At 61.4% G+C, this 17,562-nt stretch carries 18 protein-coding genes; 8 read left to right on the top strand and 10 right to left on the bottom strand.

Annotation, left to right across the window (positions count from 1 at the left end):
* Nucleotides 1-197 (bottom strand): hypothetical protein (locus tag HU811_RS27455; protein ID WP_225248437.1); only part of this gene is annotated, 197 nt, incomplete at its 3' end.
* Nucleotides 198-265: 68 nt separating this feature from the next.
* Here HU811_RS27455 and HU811_RS15165 point away from each other — a divergent pair.
* Nucleotides 266-820, top strand: coding sequence for a thioesterase family protein (locus HU811_RS15165; protein ID WP_186656736.1), 555 nt, complete (start codon nt 266-268; stop codon nt 818-820).
* A gap of 69 nt (nt 821-889) precedes the next feature.
* On the opposite strand, the gene HU811_RS15160 is transcribed toward HU811_RS15165, so the two are convergent.
* Nucleotides 890-1,225 carry a lipoprotein gene (locus HU811_RS15160; protein ID WP_047227691.1) on the bottom strand — a complete coding sequence of 112 codons (336 nt, stop codon included), beginning with the start codon at nt 1,223-1,225 and terminating at the stop codon, nt 890-892.
* 232 nt (nt 1,226-1,457) lie between these two features.
* Between HU811_RS15160 and HU811_RS15155 the strand changes: the two genes are divergently transcribed.
* Complete coding sequence (locus HU811_RS15155) at nt 1,458-2,114, top strand: polysaccharide lyase family 7 protein (RefSeq protein ID WP_092399131.1); 657 nt, start codon at nt 1,458-1,460, stop codon at nt 2,112-2,114.
* Between the two features lie 15 nt (nt 2,115-2,129).
* On the opposite strand, the gene HU811_RS15150 is transcribed toward HU811_RS15155, so the two are convergent.
* The 3 genes from HU811_RS15150 to HU811_RS15140 form a co-directional block, all read right to left on the bottom strand.
* Complete coding sequence (locus HU811_RS15150) at nt 2,130-3,362, bottom strand: nucleoside permease (RefSeq protein ID WP_186656734.1); 1,233 nt, start codon at nt 3,360-3,362, stop codon at nt 2,130-2,132.
* Nucleotides 3,363-3,558: 196 nt separating this feature from the next.
* Entirely contained in the window at nt 3,559-4,659 is a 1,101-nt protein-coding gene (locus HU811_RS15145) for a sugar phosphate isomerase/epimerase family protein (protein ID WP_186656732.1), read from the bottom strand.
* Nucleotides 4,656-5,822, bottom strand: a complete 1,167-nt coding sequence (locus HU811_RS15140) for a Gfo/Idh/MocA family protein (RefSeq protein ID WP_186656729.1) — start codon at nt 5,820-5,822, stop codon at nt 4,656-4,658. Before HU811_RS15140 ends, HU811_RS15145 begins: the two co-directional genes overlap by 4 nt.
* Before the next feature lie 178 nt (nt 5,823-6,000).
* Here HU811_RS15140 and HU811_RS15135 point away from each other — a divergent pair, with 178 nt between their 5' ends.
* The 4 genes from HU811_RS15135 (at nt 6,001) to HU811_RS15120 (ending at nt 10,567) form a co-directional block, all read left to right on the top strand.
* Entirely contained in the window at nt 6,001-7,020 is a 1,020-nt protein-coding gene (locus HU811_RS15135) for a LacI family DNA-binding transcriptional regulator (protein ID WP_092399356.1), read from the top strand.
* Nucleotides 7,021-7,131: 111 nt separating this feature from the next.
* Nucleotides 7,132-8,082 carry a TAXI family TRAP transporter solute-binding subunit gene (locus HU811_RS15130; protein WP_186656726.1) on the top strand — a complete coding sequence of 317 codons (951 nt, stop codon included), beginning with the start codon at nt 7,132-7,134 and terminating at the stop codon, nt 8,080-8,082.
* Between the two features lie 80 nt (nt 8,083-8,162).
* Nucleotides 8,163-10,190, top strand: coding sequence for a TRAP transporter permease (locus HU811_RS15125; RefSeq protein ID WP_186656724.1), 2,028 nt, complete (start codon nt 8,163-8,165; stop codon nt 10,188-10,190).
* Complete coding sequence (locus HU811_RS15120; RefSeq protein WP_092399358.1) at nt 10,187-10,567, top strand: DUF1850 domain-containing protein; 381 nt, start codon at nt 10,187-10,189, stop codon at nt 10,565-10,567. The genes HU811_RS15125 and HU811_RS15120 overlap by 4 nt, the downstream gene beginning before the upstream one ends.
* A gap of 179 nt (nt 10,568-10,746) precedes the next feature.
* On the opposite strand, the gene HU811_RS15115 is transcribed toward HU811_RS15120, so the two are convergent.
* Nucleotides 10,747-11,838, bottom strand: coding sequence for an SMP-30/gluconolactonase/LRE family protein (locus tag HU811_RS15115; RefSeq protein ID WP_186656723.1), 1,092 nt, complete (start codon nt 11,836-11,838; stop codon nt 10,747-10,749).
* Nucleotides 11,839-11,935: 97 nt separating this feature from the next.
* The gene (locus HU811_RS15110; protein WP_186656722.1) at nt 11,936-13,066 is read right to left on the bottom strand and encodes a sensor histidine kinase; all 1,131 of its coding nucleotides are present in this window, start codon (nt 13,064-13,066) and stop codon (nt 11,936-11,938) included.
* A gap of 261 nt (nt 13,067-13,327) precedes the next feature.
* On the opposite strand from HU811_RS15110, the gene HU811_RS15105 reads away from it, so the two are divergent.
* Nucleotides 13,328-14,290, top strand: a complete 963-nt coding sequence (locus HU811_RS15105; protein WP_186656721.1) for an EamA family transporter — start codon at nt 13,328-13,330, stop codon at nt 14,288-14,290.
* Nucleotides 14,291-14,426: 136 nt separating this feature from the next.
* Here the strand turns inward: HU811_RS15105 and HU811_RS15100 are convergent, their stop codons facing one another.
* From HU811_RS15100 to HU811_RS15090, 3 genes are read right to left on the bottom strand one after another with little or no spacing between them, the layout of a single operon-like run.
* Entirely contained in the window at nt 14,427-15,056 is a 630-nt protein-coding gene (locus HU811_RS15100) for a Vgb family protein (protein WP_186656720.1), read from the bottom strand.
* 34 nt (nt 15,057-15,090) lie between these two features.
* Nucleotides 15,091-16,317, bottom strand: a complete 1,227-nt coding sequence (locus HU811_RS15095; protein ID WP_186656719.1) for an HTH domain-containing protein — start codon at nt 16,315-16,317, stop codon at nt 15,091-15,093.
* A 37-nt stretch (nt 16,318-16,354) separates the two neighbouring features.
* Nucleotides 16,355-16,888 (bottom strand): cysteine hydrolase family protein, encoded by a 534-nt coding sequence (locus HU811_RS15090; RefSeq protein ID WP_092399153.1) that lies wholly within the window; start codon nt 16,886-16,888, stop codon nt 16,355-16,357.
* Between the two features lie 202 nt (nt 16,889-17,090).
* Here HU811_RS15090 and HU811_RS15085 point away from each other — a divergent pair, with 202 nt between their 5' ends.
* Nucleotides 17,091-17,525, top strand: a complete 435-nt coding sequence (locus tag HU811_RS15085) for a GNAT family N-acetyltransferase (RefSeq protein ID WP_186656717.1) — start codon at nt 17,091-17,093, stop codon at nt 17,523-17,525.
* Nucleotides 17,526-17,562 lie beyond the last annotated feature (37 nt).

The raw sequence follows: 17,562 nt of genomic DNA, 5'->3' as shown, positions 1-17,562 counted from the left end.
CAACGGGGATAAATCCCCTCGCCACAAAAGAGGCGCACTCGCCTAACTGAGATCACATTGCCGAGTTGTGTTTGCAGATTAAAAGTCAGTAGGTTGTAGTTTGTTCCATGAGAGCTTTGCTCCCTCGCCACAAATTCCTGATCAGTTGCAACCCACCGGACATGTCCCAAATGCGCGATTTCCACGAAAACAGTCATTTGCGCACCTAGCCCAAGCCTCGGCGGCTGTCTAAAGTGCGGCGTTTTCCACCCTTGCGGGCGTATTTATGAATCTCTGGTTCCGACTGTTGCTCATGCTGTTTCGTCGTCCCTGGCGCAAGCCGACCGGCCCCTTGGATACCACCGTGGTGCGCATGCGGGTATGGCCGTTGGACCTGGACCTCAACCGCCACGTCACCAACGGCCGCTATTTCACCCTGGCCGACGTAGGGCGTATGGATTACGTGCTGCGCAGCGGCGCCTACAAAGTGGCCTTGCGCAACCGGGCAGTGCCGATCGTGGGGGATGTGTGGGGCAAGTTTCGCCGGGAGCTGAAGCTGTTCGAAGCGTTCGAGGTGCACACCCGCCTGCTGGGCTGGGACGAGAAGTGGACCTTCATGGAACACCGTTTCCTGAGCCAGGGACGTGTGGTGGGCGTGGTGATGATGCGCGGTCTGTTCCGCTCGGCCCAGGGCACGATTGCACCAGGAGAGTTTATTCGCGCATTGGGGCTGGCCGAACAGTCACCGGCCATGCCCGACTGGCTCACCGCCTGGTCGCAAAGCTGCGATGGCATGAGCCTTACGCTTCGGGAGGAGGAAAGTGGGCGTACGGTTGGCTGAACGGGTCATGACTGACATCGATCCGCACCAGCCGGCACGACACATCCCTCCCCCACAACAGCGTGAGTCTTACTGAACGGTTTTCAGCTTGACCACATCACCGGACACCTTGGTGGTGTAACCGGTCAGGACCCAGGCCCAGAACCAGTCTTCCTGCACTTGGGTGTTGATCATGGCGTCGCCGCCCTTGGCCAGGATCGCGGCATTCTGAGCGCGCACGAAACGGTTGTTCTGGCGGATCGGGATCATGCCAAACAGCAGCAGGCCGGTGGCTTTCGCTTCACTGTGGCCGACCACGGTGTATTGGCTGCTGTCGTATTGCTTGGTTTTCATCGGGGTGCCGGTGCAACCCGCCAGGGCCAGGCCAACCAGTGCGCAGGCGACAATTTTGCTGAGGTGGTTCATTGAATACTCCATGAGAAAACGCCCGGGATCCATCTCTCGGGCGGCGCGTACTCTAACCGATCAGCGTCAACTTGACATCACTGCGCTCAACCCGCCGCAAGGCTCGGCGCAGAGCCATTCGTCAGTTGCCTCTGCAGCGAAACGGGCGCTCGTCGATACCATGGACACTGTGCCACGGAAGGTAATCTTGCCCATTCCGGCTGATGAGGCCGGTTCCGTTGGAGCATTGACCATGATTGATTTGACTGTCTGGAACATCACCCTGCCCGTGCAGACCCCGGCGCAGGTCGTGGCGACCAAGGCCATGCCCAAGCTGCAGAACAAGTACTTCAACCGCTCAGGCGAGCGGATTATCTTCTGGGCGCCGGTGAACGGCTCCCATACCGGTAAAAGTGACTACCCACGCTCTGAATTGCGCGAAACCACCAAAGACGGCAAGTTGCGCAACTGGCGTTACAACAGCGGCGTCAATACCCTCAAAGGCACCTTGGCGGTGAACCAGGTTCCCTCCCAGGGCCGTGTTGTCGTGGCGCAGATCCACGCCAAGGATGCCCCTACACCGCTGTTGAAACTGGTGTATCGCTACGCCAAGGGCACCGGCAACATTGATGTGGAATATCGGGTAAAACCCAAGGACAAGAAGAGCCCGGTGATCTATACCGTGCCGAAAGTGGCGCTGAACAAAACCTTCAGCTACTCCCTGCAAATGGACAAGCAAGGCAAGCTCACGGTGCTGATCAACAACGTTGGCAAGCAGGTGAAGCTGGACCGCTCCTGGCATCCCTATAACTTCTACTTCAAGGCCGGCGTCTACACGCTGGATAACGTCGGTTCTTCCAGCGAAGGCGGGAAAGTGACCTACACCAAACTGGACGTCAGCCATAAATGACTGACGTCCAGCACCTCAGGCCTTTGAAGCGGCCACGACCGCCTGCCGGCCGTTGAAGGTAAACAGGAAGCAGACGAACACCAGCAGCGCAAAACCGGCCGGGAACAGCCAGATGTTTTTCCACTCATGGCCGCCGTCCACGGCATAGTGATCGGTCACCTGCCCCGCTACCCAGAAGCCGATCAGCATGCCGACGCCATAAGTCGCCAGCGTGATCAGCCCCTGGGCTGAGCTGCGAAAACGCTCCGGCGCCTTGGCGTCGGTGTAGATCTGCCCCGAGACAAAAAAGAAGTCATAGCAGATGCCGTGCAGGGCAATGCCAGTAAAGAGCATGAACGCCAGGTCGCCGTTATTGCCGTAGGCAAACAGCACGTAACGCAGCGCCCAGGCCAACATGCCGACCAGCAGCGCCAGCTTGATGCCAAAGCGCTGGATGAACAGCGGCAACAGCAACATGAACAGCACTTCGGAGACTTGCCCGATGGCCATTTTTGCCGTGGGGTTGCTCATGCCGGTTTCGGCCAGGAACGGGTTGGCGTTCTGGTAATAGAAGGCCAGGGGAATGCAGATCAGGATCGAGGCGATGAAGAACACCAGGTAGCTGCGATCCTTCAACAGGCCCAGGGCATCCAGACCCAGCAGTTGTTTGACGCCACCTGCGCTCGCTTGCGCCTTGAGCGGTGCGGTGGCCGGCAACGTGAAGCTGTAGAGTCCCAAGACCAGCGAGGCGATGCTCGCCATCAGGAAGGTATTGCGCAAGCCGCCTGCCGAGATCGCTTCGCGCGAGTCCCAGGCAAACACAAAGCTGATCACCACGCCCGCGACGATCCAGCCGATCGTGCCCCACACCCGGATGCGGGAGAACTCCAGCGCCGGGTCGCGCATCTGGCGGAACGCCACCGAATTGACCAGGGCCAGGGTCGGCATGTAGATCACCATGTACGCCAGCACGTACGGGTAGAACACGCTGAAATCCGCCGCCGAATACAGCTGATACAACAACACCGCGCCCAACAGATGCAGCACCGCCAGGATGCGTTCGGCATTGAAGTAGCGGTCGGCGATCAGGCCGATCACGAAGGGGGCAATGATCGCTCCCCAGGACTGGGTGGAAAACGCCATGCCGATCTGCCCACCGCTGGCGCCCAGGGTGCTGGACAGAAAGGTCCCCAGGGTGACAAACCAACCGCCCCAGATAAAGAACTGCAGAAACATCATCACGCTCAAGCGTGCGTTCATCGTGGTCATGACAGTCACCGTTTTATTGTTGTTCTTGTGAAAAAAATGCCGAACACAGTCTTTGTGGCAAGAGGATTCATTGTGGGAGCAAGGCTTGCCCGCGATACAGGCGCCTCATTTCCCCAGGGACCGCGTTTAACTTCATCGCGGGCAAGCCTTGCTCCCACAATGAGTTTCCTCGCCATAGGGTTTTGGGTTGGGCCGGTTACCTCAACAGGCCCAGTAACCGCCGGTTGGAATCTTCATCGGCCGTTACCCCGGCAAAATCGTCAAACGCCTTTCGGGTCTTGCTGATCATGTGCTGACGGATGAACGCCGCGCCTTCCGCGGCGCCCTGTTGCGCGTCCTTCAGGCAGCACTCCCATTCCAACACCGCCCAGCCGCTGAAATCGTATTGGGTCAGTTTGCTGAAGATCGCTTTGAAATCGATCTGGCCATCCCCCAGCGAACGGAACCGCCCGGGACGATCGACCCAGCCCTGATAACCGCCGAACACACCGGAACGGGCGTCGGGCCGGAACTCGGCGTCCTTGACGTGGAACATGCGGATGCGCTCGTGATAGCGATCGATGAAGCCCAGGTAGTCCATCTGTTGCAGGAGCAGATGGCTGGGGTCGTAGAGGATCGCCGCCCGAGGGTGATGATTGACGGCCTGCAGAAAGCGTTCGAACGAGGCGCCATCATGCAAGTCCTCACCTGGATGGATTTCGTAGCACAGGTCCACGCCGGCTGCGTCGAAGCAGTCCAGAATGGGCAACCAGCGGCGGGCCAGTTCGGCGAACCCCTGCTCCACCAGGCCAGAGGGACGTTGCGGCCACGGGTACAGGTACGGCCACAGCAACGCACCGGAAAACGTCGCATGGGCGCTAAGGCCCAGGCGCTGGCTGGCGCGGGCAGCGAGCTTCAATTGCTCGATCGCCCATTCGGTTCGTGCCTGGGGCTGGCCACGCAGATGGGCCGGGGCGAAGTCGTCGAACAGCGCGTCGAAGGCCGGATGCACCGCCACCAACTGGCCTTGCAGGTGCGTCGACAACTCGCTGATCTGGACACCGGCCTGGGCGCAAATGGCCTTGAGTTCGTCGCAGTAATCCTGGCTCTCGGCGGCGCGGGCCAGGTCGATGTATTGCGTGCCCGAGGTCGGCAGTTGAATGGCTTTGTAACCTTGCGAGGCCGCCCATTGGGCGATGTTCGCCAGGGTGTCGAATGGCGCGTCGGCGGACATGAACTGCGCCAGGAAAATACCCGGGCCACGCAGGCCTGTCGGTGTTTGGGCAATGGGATTCACGGCGGGACTCTCCTGATTCATTGTGTGCAGGCCAGTGCGGTCCACTTGGTATCGCCACGATGGTTGGCGATGGCCGCTTCGATAAAGGCCATGCCCCGCAGACCGGTTTCGATACCGGGTACGCCGGGGGCGTCTGGTCCTGGCGCCGCGGCCCGTATGGCACGGGCAAAATCACCGTAGAGGTTGGCCATGGCTTCCAGATAACCTTCGGGATGGCCGGCCGGCAGGCGCATCCGCTGGCGGGCGGCCTCACACAGCCAGGGCTGGCCCACGCCGGAGCGCAAGACTCGCAACGGTTGGTCGATGGGACGATGGATCAGGCTGGCCGGCTCTTCCTGGCGCCATTCCAAGCCACCCTTATCGCCATACAGGCGGATTTTCAGCGGGTTCTCTTCACCCGCGCAGACCTGACTGGCAATCAGCACGCCACTGGCGCCGCCGGCCATGCGCAACAGCATCGCCGCGTCGTCGTCCAGTTGCCGGCCCTGGATGTGGGTGCCCAATGCCGCGCATATCTGTTCGATGGGTTGGTCGGCGACGAACTCCGCCAGGGAAAACGCATGGGTGCCGATGTCGCCAATGCAACCACCCAACCCTGACTGTTCAGGATCGTCACGCCAGCCGGCCTGTTTGTTGCCTTGCCCGGCGACGTCCTGACTGAGCCAGCCCTGGGGGTACTCGACCAGCACTTTGCGCACCGTGCCGATCACGCCGGTGCGCACCATCTCCCGGGCCTGCCAGACCATCGGATAACCCAGGTAGGTGTGAGCCAGGCCGTAGAGCCGCTCGCTGCTTTCAAGCACTTGCTTGAGGGCCAGCAATTCACCCAGATTCAAAGCGGCAGGTTTTTCACTGAACACATGAAACCCCGCCTTCAGCGCCTGACTGGCGATGGGGGCGTGCAGATGATTGGGGGTGACGATGACCAGCAGTTCCATGCGCAGGTCCGCCGGCAGCGCCGCTTCGCTGTCGAGCATGCCTTGCCAATCGTTGTAGCAACGGTTTGCAGCCAGGCCCAGGGCCGCGCCGGTCTGCTGATTGTTGTGCGCATCACGGCTGAACGCACCGCACACCAGTTCAAAACCACCGTCCAGACCTGCGGCCTGACGGTGGGCCTGGCCAATGAAAGCGCCCTCTCCACCGCCGACAAAGCCCATTCTTATTTTCGCTGCTACAGGATTCATCGTGACTCTCTTAGTCTGGGACTGATGACAATGTAACCGGTTACATCATGGCGGAAATCTAGGCTCAGTTTTGCGGCATGTCAAACCCGTAGGCACATGCATGAGCATTTGTGCGACGCGCAACCTGCGGTAAGCTCCCCAACCGTGCCGGCATTCCTGGCGCCGAATCGAGGTGATTTTGTCCAATATCCGTGAAGTGGCCCGGCTGGCCGGAGTTTCGGTGGCCACGGTTTCCCGAACGCTAAAATCTCCCGAACGGGTGCTGCCCCAGACTCGCGACAAGGTCAACGCGGCCGTGGAACAGGCCGGGTATCGGCCCAACCTGATGGCCGTGCAGTTTCGCTCCCGGCGAACCGGCAACCTGGTGATTCTGGTCCCGACCATCGCCAACACCTTTTTCGCCCGGGTCATCAGCGGGGCCCAGCAGGCTGCGCAGGCGGCCGGCTATCGATTGTTGTTGTGCGACACCCAGGGCCAGGTCGAAATCGAGCGCGAATTTGCCGCCCTCGTCTACGCGCACCAGGCCGACGGGGTGATCCAGTTGCGGGCGAGCAACCCGTTCGAATCGCTTCCCGCGGGCGCCGAATGCTTGCCGCTGGTCAACGCCTGCGAGGTGGTCAAGGGCGCGCCCTACCCGACCATCAGCCTCGACAACCGGGCCGCCGCCCAGGCCATGACCGAACACTTGATCGGCCTCGGCCACCGACGCATCGGCATCATCAAAGGGCCCCGAAGCAGTCCCCTGACCCTGGACCGCGTGGCCGGTTATCAGGATGCCTTGTGCCAGGCCGGTATCGCCGCCGACCCAAGCCTGATCTGTCACGGTGACTTCACGCTGAAGGCCGGCTACGAGGGGGCCGGCGCCATGCTGGCCTTGGCCGAGCGCCCCAGCGCGCTGTTTTGTGAAAACGACGAGATGGCCATTGGCGCGCTCAAGCGCATCAAGCAAATGGGCTTGCGGGTGCCCGAGGACATTTCACTGGTGGGTTTTGATGACATTCCTTTCGCCGCGTATTGCGATCCACCGCTGACCACCCTGTCCCAACCTGCCGAAACCTTCGGCCAGAGAGCGGTGCATATGCTGATCGCCCTGATTGAGAAAAAGCCGATTGCCGAACGCCATGTCGTGCTGCCGTTCGAGTTGACCGTGCGCGGCAGCAGCGCCGCGCCAAGCCCGGCGTTTAACAAGGAAGCTTAAAAAAACGATGCCCATCACCTTTTGATGCGCTATTGACTCGCCACCTGCGGGCCCGTTTCGACTACAGTGGCACTACTCTGCATAAAGCCATAACAAGACGGAGAGTTTCCCATGCGAGTCAACAAGCGTTTTACCCTTCTGGCCGCCGCAGCAGCCCTGGTGGTCACGACCACAGCCCAGGCAGCCCCGGCGTACATCAACATCCTGACGGGGGGCACCAGCGGGGTTTATTACCCAATCGGGGTCGGCCTGTCGCAGATTTATAGCAACGGGATCGAAGGTTCCAAGACCTCGGTACAGGCCACCAAGGCCTCGGTGGAAAACCTCAATCTGCTGCAGGCCGGTCGCGGAGAGCTGGCACTGGCGCTGGGCGACTCGGTGGCGGACGCCAAGAACGGCGTGGAAGATGCCGGTTTCAAAGCCCCTCTGACCAAACTGCGGGCCATCGCCGGCGCCTACCCCAACTACATCCAGATCGTTGCCAGCCAGGAATCGGGCATCAAGACCCTGGCCGACCTCAAGGGTAAATCCATCTCCGTGGGAGCGGCCAAATCCGGTACCGAGCTCAACGCGCGGGCCATCCTCAAGGCCGCAGGGTTGAGCTACAGCGACATGAAGGTCCAGTACCTGCCGTTCGCCGAATCGGTGGACCTGATCAAGAACCGTCAACTGGATGCCACGCTCCAGTCCTCCGGGCTTGGGATGGCGGCCATTCGTGACCTGGCCTCGACCATGGCGCTCAACTATGTGTCGATCCCGGCAGACGTGGTGGAGAAGATCGGCAACCCGGCCTACCTGAGCGCAGATATTCCGGCCAATACCTACGACGGTCAGGCCGAAGCCGTGCCGACCGTGGCCATCACCAACATCCTGGTCACCCGCGCAGACGTTTCGGACGAGGTGGCCTATCAGATGACCAAGCTGATGTTCGATAACCTCACCCGCCTGGGCAACGCCCATTCGGCGGCCAAGGACATCAAGCTGGAAAATGCCGCGAAGAACCTGCCTATCCCTCTGCATCCCGGTGCCGAGCGCTACTACAAGGAAGTCGGCGCGCTGTAGACCGACCCGGTGCAGCGGCGATGTTCGCCGTTGCACCCTCCTGGTTCGCACTTTCGATGTAGACAAGAGGCTTTCAGTTAATGAGTGAAATTCAGCACGGTCTTCCCTCCGACCCACGAGACTGGCCCAAGACGCTGTTCTACGTGGCCCTGCTGTTTTCTGTATTCCAGATCATCACCGCCGCCTTCTCCCCCATTTCCAGCCAGGTGCTGCGTGCCGTGCACGTGGGTTTCCTGTTGTGGGTGGTGTTCCTCAGTTATCCCGCCTATGGCGCAAGCCGCCCCTGGCAACCCCTGGCGTGGGTGCTGTCCCTGGCTGGCATCGCCACGGCCGCGTACCAATGGGTCTTCGAGTCTGACCTGATCCAGCGCTCCGGTGACTTGACGTCCACGGACCTCATCGTCGGTATCGTTTTGATCGTGCTGGTATTCGAAGCGGCGCGGCGAGTGATGGGGATTGCCCTGCCGCTGATCTGCGGGTTGTTCCTGGCCTATGGACTGTTCGGTGAATACTTGCCGGGCGAGCTGGCCCATCGCGGCTACGGCTTCGATCAGATCGTCAATCAATTGTCCTTTGGCACCGAGGGCCTCTACGGCACCCCCACCTACGTATCGGCCACCTACATTTTCCTGTTCATTCTGTTCGGTTCCTTTCTTGAAAAGGCCGGAATGATCAAGCTGTTCACCGACTTCGCCATGGGCCTGTTCGGCCACAAGCTCGGCGGCCCGGCCAAAGTGGCCGTGGCCTCCTCTGCCTTGATGGGTACCATTACCGGTTCCGGCATCGCCAACGTCGTGACCACCGGGCAATTCACCATCCCGCTGATGAAACGCTTCGGCTACAAGGCCGCGTTTGCCGGCGGCGTGGAAGCCACCTCGAGCATGGGTAGTCAATTGATGCCGCCGATCATGGGCGCCGTGGCGTTCATCATGGCCGAGACCATCAACGTGCCATTCGTTGAGATCGCTAAAGCGGCGCTGATTCCCGCGTGCCTGTACTTCGGCTCGGTGTTCTGGATGGTTCACCTGGAAGCCAAGCGCTCCAATCTCAAGGGTTTGCCCAAAGACCAATGCCCCAGCGCGCTGGGCGCCGTCAAAGAGAACTGGTATCTGCTGATCCCCCTCGCCGTGCTGATCTACCTGCTGTTCTCCGGTCGCACGCCGCTGTTTTCCGGCATGGTCGGACTGGCGCTCACCGCCATCGTGATTCTCGGCTCGGCGATCATTTTGCGGGTGTCGAGTTTTGCAATGCGCTGCGCTTTCTGGATCGCCCTGGGCATCCTGTGCGTGGGCTTTTTCCAGTTAGGCATCGGCGTCATATTTGCGGTGATCGCGGTGTTGGTGGCGATCTGCTGGTTCATCAAAGGCGCGCGGGAAACCCTGACGGTTTGCCTGCACGCACTGGTGGACGGCGCGCGGCATGCGGTGCCGGTGGGGATTGCCTGCGCCCTGGTGGGGATCATCATCGGCGTGGTGTCGTTGACCGGTGTGGCGTCGACCTTCGCCGGCTACATCCTGGCCATCGGCAAAGACAACCTGCTGCTGTCGCTGATCCTGACCATGCTCACCTGCCTCGTACTGGGCATGGGCATTCCGACCATTCCCAATTACATCATCACCAGCTCGATCGCCGCGCCCGCCCTGCTGGAACTGGGCGTGCCGCTGATCGTGTCGCATATGTTCGTGTTCTATTTCGGCATCCTCGCCGACCTGACGCCGCCGGTAGCACTGGCCTGCTTCGCCGCTGCGCCCATCGCCAGGGAAACGGGGCTGAAAATCAGCTTCTGGGCGGTGCGCATCGCCCTTGCCGGCTTCGTCATTCCATTCATGGCCGTCTATAACCCGGCGCTGATGCTCCAGGGCGACAGCCTATGGATGACCGCTTACATGCTGATCAAGACGATGCTGGCGGTCGGGCTGTGGGGCATGGCGTCCACCGGCTACCTGCAACAGAAAATGCCGATCTGGGAACGCCTGATGTGTTTTGCCGCCGGGGCTTTGTTGGTCGTGGCGCTGCCGCTGACCGATGAGATCGGCTTCCTGTTGGGGGCCCTGCTGATCTTTCAACACGTATGGCGCTCGCGGCGCACTGGACGGGCCTTGGCGTGATCGGTTTGTGCCTGGGCCTGGCCGGTGCGGTCTGGGCCCAGCTTCCTGTCACTGATTTCACCCTGGCGTGGAATCACACCATCGAGAAAATCCGGTGGGAGGAAGATTACCGTGTGACTGAACAAGGCCTGGTTCTGGGCGAAGCCAGGGTCAGGGGCAACGGCGCCGGCATGGAAGTTCCGGACGGTGCCCGGTTGAAAAACGGCAGTTGGCACTATCAGCGCCGGTTGCCGCCCCTGCAACCGTTGAAACTGGGGCGAACACCCGAGGCGGGTGATTACCAGTTGTGCTTCGACGGGGCTTGCCAGCCGATGAGCCATTGGCTCGGACCGCCCAAGGCAAGCCAGCCGACTGTGGAGTTATGGAGTTGCGGATAACCAGGTCCCCTGGGCCAAACAGAACGCTGTGGCGAGGGGATTTATTGTGGGAACAAGGCTTGCCCGCGATGAAGGCCACGTGGTCTCTGGAGAAACGAGTCGCCTGTATCGCGGGCAAGCCTTGCTCCCACACCTGATTCTCTCGCCACAAGGAACCGCAGGGCGAGAGGGTCAGTCACTCAGGCAAACGTCGCCCCACGGGTATTCACAAACAGTGCATACAACGAGTGGCTGCCGGCCATGAACAGGCGATTACCCTCTCGTCCGCCAAAGCAGACGTTAGGGCAGCGCTCCGGCAGGGAGATGTGTCCGATAGCCTTGCCCTCAGGGTTGAACACTCGCACACCGTCGAGCTTTTCCAGGTCGGCCTTGGGATCGCCATTACCGCCCCAACCGCACCAGAGGTTGCCACTCTCGTCGCATTTGAGCCCATCGATGGCCGCGTAATCCAAGCCTTCGATGTGCTTGCGCCGCTCGCCCAGGGTCCCATCGTCCTTCACCGTGATCGCCCACACCAGGCGGTTCGGCTTGGCCCGGCCTTCGACCACGTAGAGGATCTTCTCGTCCGGCGAAAAGCACAGGCCGTTGGGCCCTGCCATGTCGTCGATGACCCGGGTGACCTTGCCGGTTTCACCGTCAATGCGGTACACCGCGTGGGGCTGGGCAGGTGCGACTTTGTGCCCTTCGTAGTTGTTGCCGGTCTGGAACGGTGGATCGGTGAACCAGACAGAACCGTCGCGCTTGCACACGATGTCGTTGGGCGAATTGAAAGGCTTACCCTCGAAACTGTCCGCCAGCACGGTGATGGTGCCGTTGTGCTCGGTGCGGGTGACGCGCCGGCCTTCAGTCGACGTGGTGGAGCCTTCGCAGACCAGCAAGCGCCCTTGGCGATCACGGCACAGGCCGTTGGAAAAGTTGGAGTTCTCGCGGTAAACCGACAGGCTGTCGGTGACTTCATCCCAGCGCATGATGCGGTTGTTGGGAATGTCACTGACCAGCAAATAACGACCGTCGCCCACCCACACCGGCCCTTCCGCCCAGCGCAGGCCAGTAGCGAGCTTTTCAACACTGGCGTTGAACAGCCGCAGGTCCATGAAGCTGGGGTCGAGGATCTTGATCAGCGGGTCAGGGTAACGCTGGCTCAAGGGTTCTGCCTGAGTCAGCCCGGGCAGGTTGCCCAGCGTTGCGGCGGCGGCCGAAACCACCAAGGATTTTTTCAGGAACACCCGGCGGCCCTGGTGGGCGGTCGTTGCAGGTTGCGAAGCATCCATCGTGCGTCTCCGTTAATTATTATTGGACGGCGACGACTGTTTTACTCCGTGATAGGACATCGTACAAGTAGGCCACCTACCCTGCGCAAGAAAAAATTCAGTGCGCGTGGAGCGGGATCCGTACGGTGAAGGTGGTGCCCGATCTTGCCTTGGAATGAACCTCGATAGTGCCCTTATGGGCGGATACGATGGCTGACGCGATGTGCAGCCCCAGCCCGAGCCCAGCCGTAGAGCCATACTGCATGTCACCGTTGCGCAATTGCCGGACCATCGGGTTGAAGATGCTGGCAATGGCGTCTTTCTCGATCGGCTTACCCTGGTTGTTGATGGCGATCACCGCAGTATCTTCTTCGGTGCTCAGTGAAACGGTAATCGGCGTCCCCTCGCTGCCATGCTGGACGGCGTTGCCGATCAGGTTGGCGAACACCTGCTCCATGCGCGCCTGATCAAACAGGCCTTCCAGGGCACCGGTGGTTTCAAAGATGATTCTGCTTTCCGGGTGATAAGCCCGCGCCTCTTCCACCATGCCTTCACAGGCCGCCACCAGATCACCATTAAAGCGCTGCACCGGAATGCCCGAGCCCAACTGGGTACGGGTAAAGTCCAGTAGATCGCCGACAATCTTGTTGGCCCGCTTGACGCTGGTGTAAATGCGCGAAGATATTTTGGTGGCTTTGGCGGGCAGGTCTCCTGCCCGCAATAGCACTTCTGAGCTCAGCAAGATCGCGCCCAGGGGGCTGCGCAGGTCATGACCCAGAATCCCGAGAAAAATATTTCGTGAGGCATCGACGGCGCCCGAATAACTGACCACCGATTCCGCCAGGGCCTGATCCACCGCTTCGTTGAAACGAATCAGATCGGTCATGACCTGCTCCTGATCCAACTGGGTCTGCGGCATCCAGAGCAACAGCACGCTGGTGCGCAGCGCACGGTACTCCGAGACCATCTGCTCCACCGTAAACCCCGAGGACTGGCGAATGACCGCATGGGTTTCGGCTGCGGTTTCAGCCTCTGCCGCTGGCGCATCGCCCTGGGACTTGGCGATCTGTTCCTTGACCGTCTGCGAAGTGCGCAGGTCAGCGGCAATGGTGCGCAGCATTTGCTCGGCGTGATCGCGCAAAGCCAGCGAATCCATGCCATGGGAGGCCGGTGTGATGGTTTTGGCGAAGTCTTCCCACGCCTGAAGAATCGGCTCGATATTGTCGAGAATGAAATCAGCCAGGCGCATTGGGTTGCTCCGCGGAAGGGGTAGATCAAGGGCGCTGTGGAAACAACCCAACGATCAGGTTGTTGTACAGCAAACCGACGAACAATGTGCGGCGGACCTGCGAGGGATCGCTGTGAATCGTTAGATGGCTTTCAGGATGCGAAGCTTGTGTCTTGCATGCCTATGGGGTAAAAACCCAAGCCAAGTTGTACGACAACCTATAACTACGATAGCCGGTCCGAAGCGTTTTGCTTTGGCGGCCTGCCTTTGAGACGCCCTGCCATGACCCGCTCCACGGCTGCACCTGACACCCCCACTCCGTTACCGCGGCACCTCGCCGTGCTGGTTCTGCTGTGCATGGGATGTGCCTTCGCCGGCAACCATGTTGCCGCCCGTGCGGCATTTGATGACGGTGCCGGGGTCTTGTTGGCGATCCTGCTGCGCTCGGGCGGCACCCTGCTGGTGCTGGCTGTCATGGTGCTCTGGCAACGCCAGAACCTGCGCCTCCCACAAGGCGTCTGGCGCTGGCAACTGGCTCTGGGGCTGTTGATTGCCGCCCAGAGTCTGTGCCTGTATTCCGCCGTGGCGCGGGTCCCGGTGGCCCTGGCGCTGTTGGTGGGCAATGTCTTTCCGATCCTGCTGGCGTTGCTGACCTGGGCACTGGGCGGGCCACGTCCCACTGCACGTACTGCCACGTTGATGGGCATGATCCTGGTGGGCCTGGTGTTCGTGCTGGAAGTACCGGCCCGACTGTCGTCGCAAGAGAGTGTCGGCCCACAATGGTTGCTGGGTGTTGGCCTGGCCTTCAGTGCCGCCTGTGTCTTTGCCTGCGCGCTGTGGATCACCGACCACAAATTGTCCCAAGTACGCGGTTCGGTGCGCAGCCTGCTGACCATTTTCATTGTGTTCAGCAGCGTCAACCTCGCCGGCCTGACCGGCGCCCTTCCCGGTGGCTTCGACCTGCCGGCCAGCAGCACCGGCTGGTTCGCCCTGGCGACCCTGGTGGTGCTCTATGGCACCGGGTTTATCGTGCTGTTCATCTCCGTGCCCCGCCTGGACATGCCACGCAACGCCCCAGTGATGAACATCGAACCGCTGGCGACCCTGCTGATCGGCTGGCTGGTGCTGGACCAGATGCTCAACCCGGGCCAGGTGATGGGCGGCGCGATTGTGGTCACCGGCATCGTGTTGCTGACCTATCGCAAGGTCGAGCGCATCAAGGCGCCTGTGCCTGAACAGCCATGAACTGACCGAACCCCGTTGTGGCGAGGCGCCGACTCCGTGTAGGAGCTGTCGAGTGCAACGAGGCTGCGATCTTGTCCCAGACAGTTGAGTCGCAAGCGAAAGATCAAGATCAAAAGATCGCAGCCTTCGGCAGCTCCTACGGGCGGCGAACCGCCCTCACCTTCGCGCTGTTGCCACCGCCGCAAAAGAACCGGTCGGCGCCGTCTGACTCAAGCCCCGACACACCGATCCCCGCCGGCATCGTCACGCTTTCCAGCACTTCTGCGGTTTGAGGGTCAATGCGCCGCAGATCGCTTTCATCGTTTTCCCAGGTGCCGTGCCAGAGTTCGCCGTCGACCCAGGTCACGCCCGTGACGAAGCGGTTGGATTCGAGGGTGCGCAGGATCTTGCCCGTGGCGGGATCGATCTGGAGGATTTTGCGCGCCTTGTACTGGCCGACCCAGAGGGATCCTTCGGCCCAGGCCAACCCTGAGTCATCCCCGCTATTGGGCGCCGCAATGGTCGCCAGTACCTGACCGGTGCGCGGGTCGATCTTGCGAATGGTGTCTGCGGCGATCTGGAACAGGTGCTCACCGTCAAAAGCCGTTCCAGCGTTTGCCGGGACGTCCAGCGAACGCAACATCTGGCCGCTGGCGGGATCGAGTGCGTGCAACTTGTCGCCGGAAGCAAACCAGACGAGCTCACCGTCATGACTGACACCGTGTACACAGTCAACGCCCGGAAAAGGACCGTATTCACGCAGGATCTGGGCATCTGAACGTTTCATCTTGCAAGCCTCATCGTTGGAGTGTGACTGCATCCTAACCATTGGGCAGCAGCGCGGTGAGTAACAATACCGTCGTGAATCCGGGCATCGGCGGCGCCATCCAGCGACAGGCCCGCCCACGCCCGACCGACTGCACCTGGCCCGCCGCGGCCAGCGTGTCGAGGGCCCGTTGCACGGTGCGCTGGCTGACATCCAGGGCCAGCGCCAGGGCAGAACTGGACCATGCCCCGCCATCGGCGAGCAACGCCAGCACTGCGGCGTGGGGCTCCTCCACAGGACGCGCCAGCACCACCACTGCCCCGTCCCTGCGCGGCACCAGGGCAAACCCATTCCGGGTCGCTGTCACCTCGGCCAGCGGGCGAAGCACCGCGCGCAGCCGCCCGACTTCGACCCGCAGTCGGGCGCGATGGGATTCATCCGTCAGTTTCAAGCCAAAGGCCTGGGCCACGAGCGTTTCCCTGGACACCTCGGCCGGCCAGGCTTGAGCCAATTGTCTGGCGAGGGCGAACAACACCGGGCGCCTGGCAAGGGAGATCCGCTGGCTCGCCCGGTTTACCCCATTGCGACATGCGTCCACCACCAACGCGTCGCTGGACAGGAGTGCTTCAACGTCCTCAAGGACCAGCAATCGCTCCTGGCCCCCCGCAATCAGACGGGCCGCCGGCGTCTGCAGGACGCGCCAGGCGCTTTCGACTTCGGCAGTCAGCGCGCCGATGCCCGCTTGTCGTGCGGCCTGGCCGGCACGTTCGAGCGCGGCCCGTGCGGTTTTCGTTCGTAACCGTCGCATGGCAATGCCCGCCACCACCAGTTCGCAAGCGGCTCTGGACGGCGCAGGTAGACAGCTCGGATCAAGGTCAACCAACCTGGACTCGGCCTCATCGAGATGGCCTAGCAACAGCAAGCGGCGGATTTCGATTGAGCGTGCGTGGGCGACGTTCGTCCGGTCGCCATGGCGTTCAAGCACCGCCCGCGCAGCCTCCAGGCGCTTCACCGGCCAGGCCAGATCACGGGACGCCAGGGCGATCTCACCCTCGGCCACCACGCACCGCGCCTGTGCCACGGCCTCCCTGGGCCCGAAGGCCCGAGCCGCCCGCCGCATCAGCGCCCTGGCCCGCTCCAGCTCGCCCAACTGGGCCATGGCAATGCCGCGAAGCGCCAAGGCCGGCGCATCGTCACGCAGGGAAACGCGATTGAGCGCGGCCACCGGATCCCCTGCCGCCAGTGCTCGTGCTGCAGCGCTGATCAACGCATCCGCTGCCATCGTCCGGTTTCCCTCGCCACAGGTTTGGGTGTCGCGGTCAGAGACGGATGTCCCCCGCCGGCAGCACATCTATCCGCGACACCGCGCTGCTCAGGCGTCCCAGCCGGTTGTTGTGGTTGGCAATGATCTGCTCGGCCGCCATGCTGCCGTTGTCCACGGTGGAATGGGCGTCTGCGGCCAGCACCACGTCGTATCCCAGGGCATGGGCCTGGCGTACGGTGGCGTTGACGCAATAGTCGGTTTGCAACCCGCAGATCACTACGCGATCAATCATCCGGGCTTGCAGCAGCGACAGCAGATCGGTCTGGTAGAAGGCGTCCGGCGTGGTCTTGCGTACTCGCAGGTCATCCGGTGCAGTCAACAGGCCGTCGGCCAGTTGCCAGGCGCTGGAACCATAAGTCAGCGACCCCTCCAGCTCTTCGTGCTGGATCAGGATCACCGGCAGGCCGACGGCCCTGGCCCTGGCGCTGAGGTCGTTGATTGTCCGGAGCAGGCGTGGGCTGTCGAAGCACTCTTCTTCGCCGCTGCACAGCGCGCTCTGGACATCGATGATCAGCAATGCGGTGTTCATGACGTTCCTCTTCAAAACGTGTTGGATCCCGACAACAGATTAACCACCTACCGATCATTCCATGTCGCGGATCGCTTCAAAAACACTAGGCAGTATGGCCCGGTTTGCGTAGTACGCCTGTTCACCGTCGCTTGGGTGACGCAAAAGCCAGGTTTGGGATAGGCTCGTGCGGCTCATCCCTCACCGCACAAGGACATTGCCGATGACGCTACGAATCGAACGTACGGACACCCCTACCGCAGCAGACCGCGAGGCGATCCTCGTCCCGCTGCGCGCCTACAACACGGCCAAGACCGGCGGCACGGTGCCTGAGCTGGTCGCCTGGCTGGTACGCGACGAACACAGCGACGAAATCATCGGTGGGCTCTACGGTCGAGTGTTCTTTCGCTGGTTTTATATCGAGTTGCTGGTGGTGCCGGAACAGGCCCGTGGCCAAGGCACCGGTTCAACATTGATGCAGATGGCCGAAGACTTTGCCCGGACGAAAAACTGCGTGGGCATGTGGCTGGACACCTTCGACTTCCAGGCGCCGGAGTTCTACAAAAGACACGGTTTCACGGAAATCGGCCAGATCGACGATTACCCGCCGGGGCACCAGCACTTCTTCTTCCAGAAGCGCCTGGACCAGACTGATTGAAATACGGACCCTGTGGGAGCGGGCTTGCTCGCGAAAG

The sequence above is a fragment of the Pseudomonas tehranensis genome, from assembly GCF_014268615.1.
Lineage (GTDB): Bacteria > Pseudomonadota > Gammaproteobacteria > Pseudomonadales > Pseudomonadaceae > Aquipseudomonas > Aquipseudomonas tehranensis.
This window is presented reverse-complemented; position numbering and strand designations above follow the sequence as displayed.

What these genes read in the sequence shown, in the direction of transcription:
- HU811_RS15165 (WP_186656736.1), top strand. Translation starts at nt 266, where the DNA reads ATGAATCTCTGGTTCCGACTGTTGCTCATGCTGTTTCGTCGTCCCTGG.
- HU811_RS15160 (WP_047227691.1), bottom strand. Translation starts at nt 1,225, where the DNA reads ATGAACCACCTCAGCAAAATTGTCGCCTGCGCACTGGTTGGCCTGGCC.
- HU811_RS15155 (WP_092399131.1), top strand. Translation starts at nt 1,458, where the DNA reads ATGATTGATTTGACTGTCTGGAACATCACCCTGCCCGTGCAGACCCCG.
- HU811_RS15150 (WP_186656734.1), bottom strand. Translation starts at nt 3,362, where the DNA reads ATGACCACGATGAACGCACGCTTGAGCGTGATGATGTTTCTGCAGTTC.
- HU811_RS15145 (WP_186656732.1), bottom strand. Translation starts at nt 4,659, where the DNA reads ATGAATCAGGAGAGTCCCGCCGTGAATCCCATTGCCCAAACACCGACA.
- HU811_RS15140 (WP_186656729.1), bottom strand. Translation starts at nt 5,822, where the DNA reads ATGAATCCTGTAGCAGCGAAAATAAGAATGGGCTTTGTCGGCGGTGGA.
- HU811_RS15130 (WP_186656726.1), top strand. Translation starts at nt 7,132, where the DNA reads ATGCGAGTCAACAAGCGTTTTACCCTTCTGGCCGCCGCAGCAGCCCTG.
- HU811_RS15125 (WP_186656724.1), top strand. Translation starts at nt 8,163, where the DNA reads ATGAGTGAAATTCAGCACGGTCTTCCCTCCGACCCACGAGACTGGCCC.
- HU811_RS15115 (WP_186656723.1), bottom strand. Translation starts at nt 11,838, where the DNA reads ATGGATGCTTCGCAACCTGCAACGACCGCCCACCAGGGCCGCCGGGTG.
- HU811_RS15110 (WP_186656722.1), bottom strand. Translation starts at nt 13,066, where the DNA reads ATGCGCCTGGCTGATTTCATTCTCGACAATATCGAGCCGATTCTTCAG.
- HU811_RS15105 (WP_186656721.1), top strand. Translation starts at nt 13,328, where the DNA reads ATGACCCGCTCCACGGCTGCACCTGACACCCCCACTCCGTTACCGCGG.
- HU811_RS15100 (WP_186656720.1), bottom strand. Translation starts at nt 15,056, where the DNA reads ATGAAACGTTCAGATGCCCAGATCCTGCGTGAATACGGTCCTTTTCCG.
- HU811_RS15095 (WP_186656719.1), bottom strand. Translation starts at nt 16,317, where the DNA reads ATGGCAGCGGATGCGTTGATCAGCGCTGCAGCACGAGCACTGGCGGCA.
- HU811_RS15090 (WP_092399153.1), bottom strand. Translation starts at nt 16,888, where the DNA reads ATGAACACCGCATTGCTGATCATCGATGTCCAGAGCGCGCTGTGCAGC.
- HU811_RS15085 (WP_186656717.1), top strand. Translation starts at nt 17,091, where the DNA reads ATGACGCTACGAATCGAACGTACGGACACCCCTACCGCAGCAGACCGC.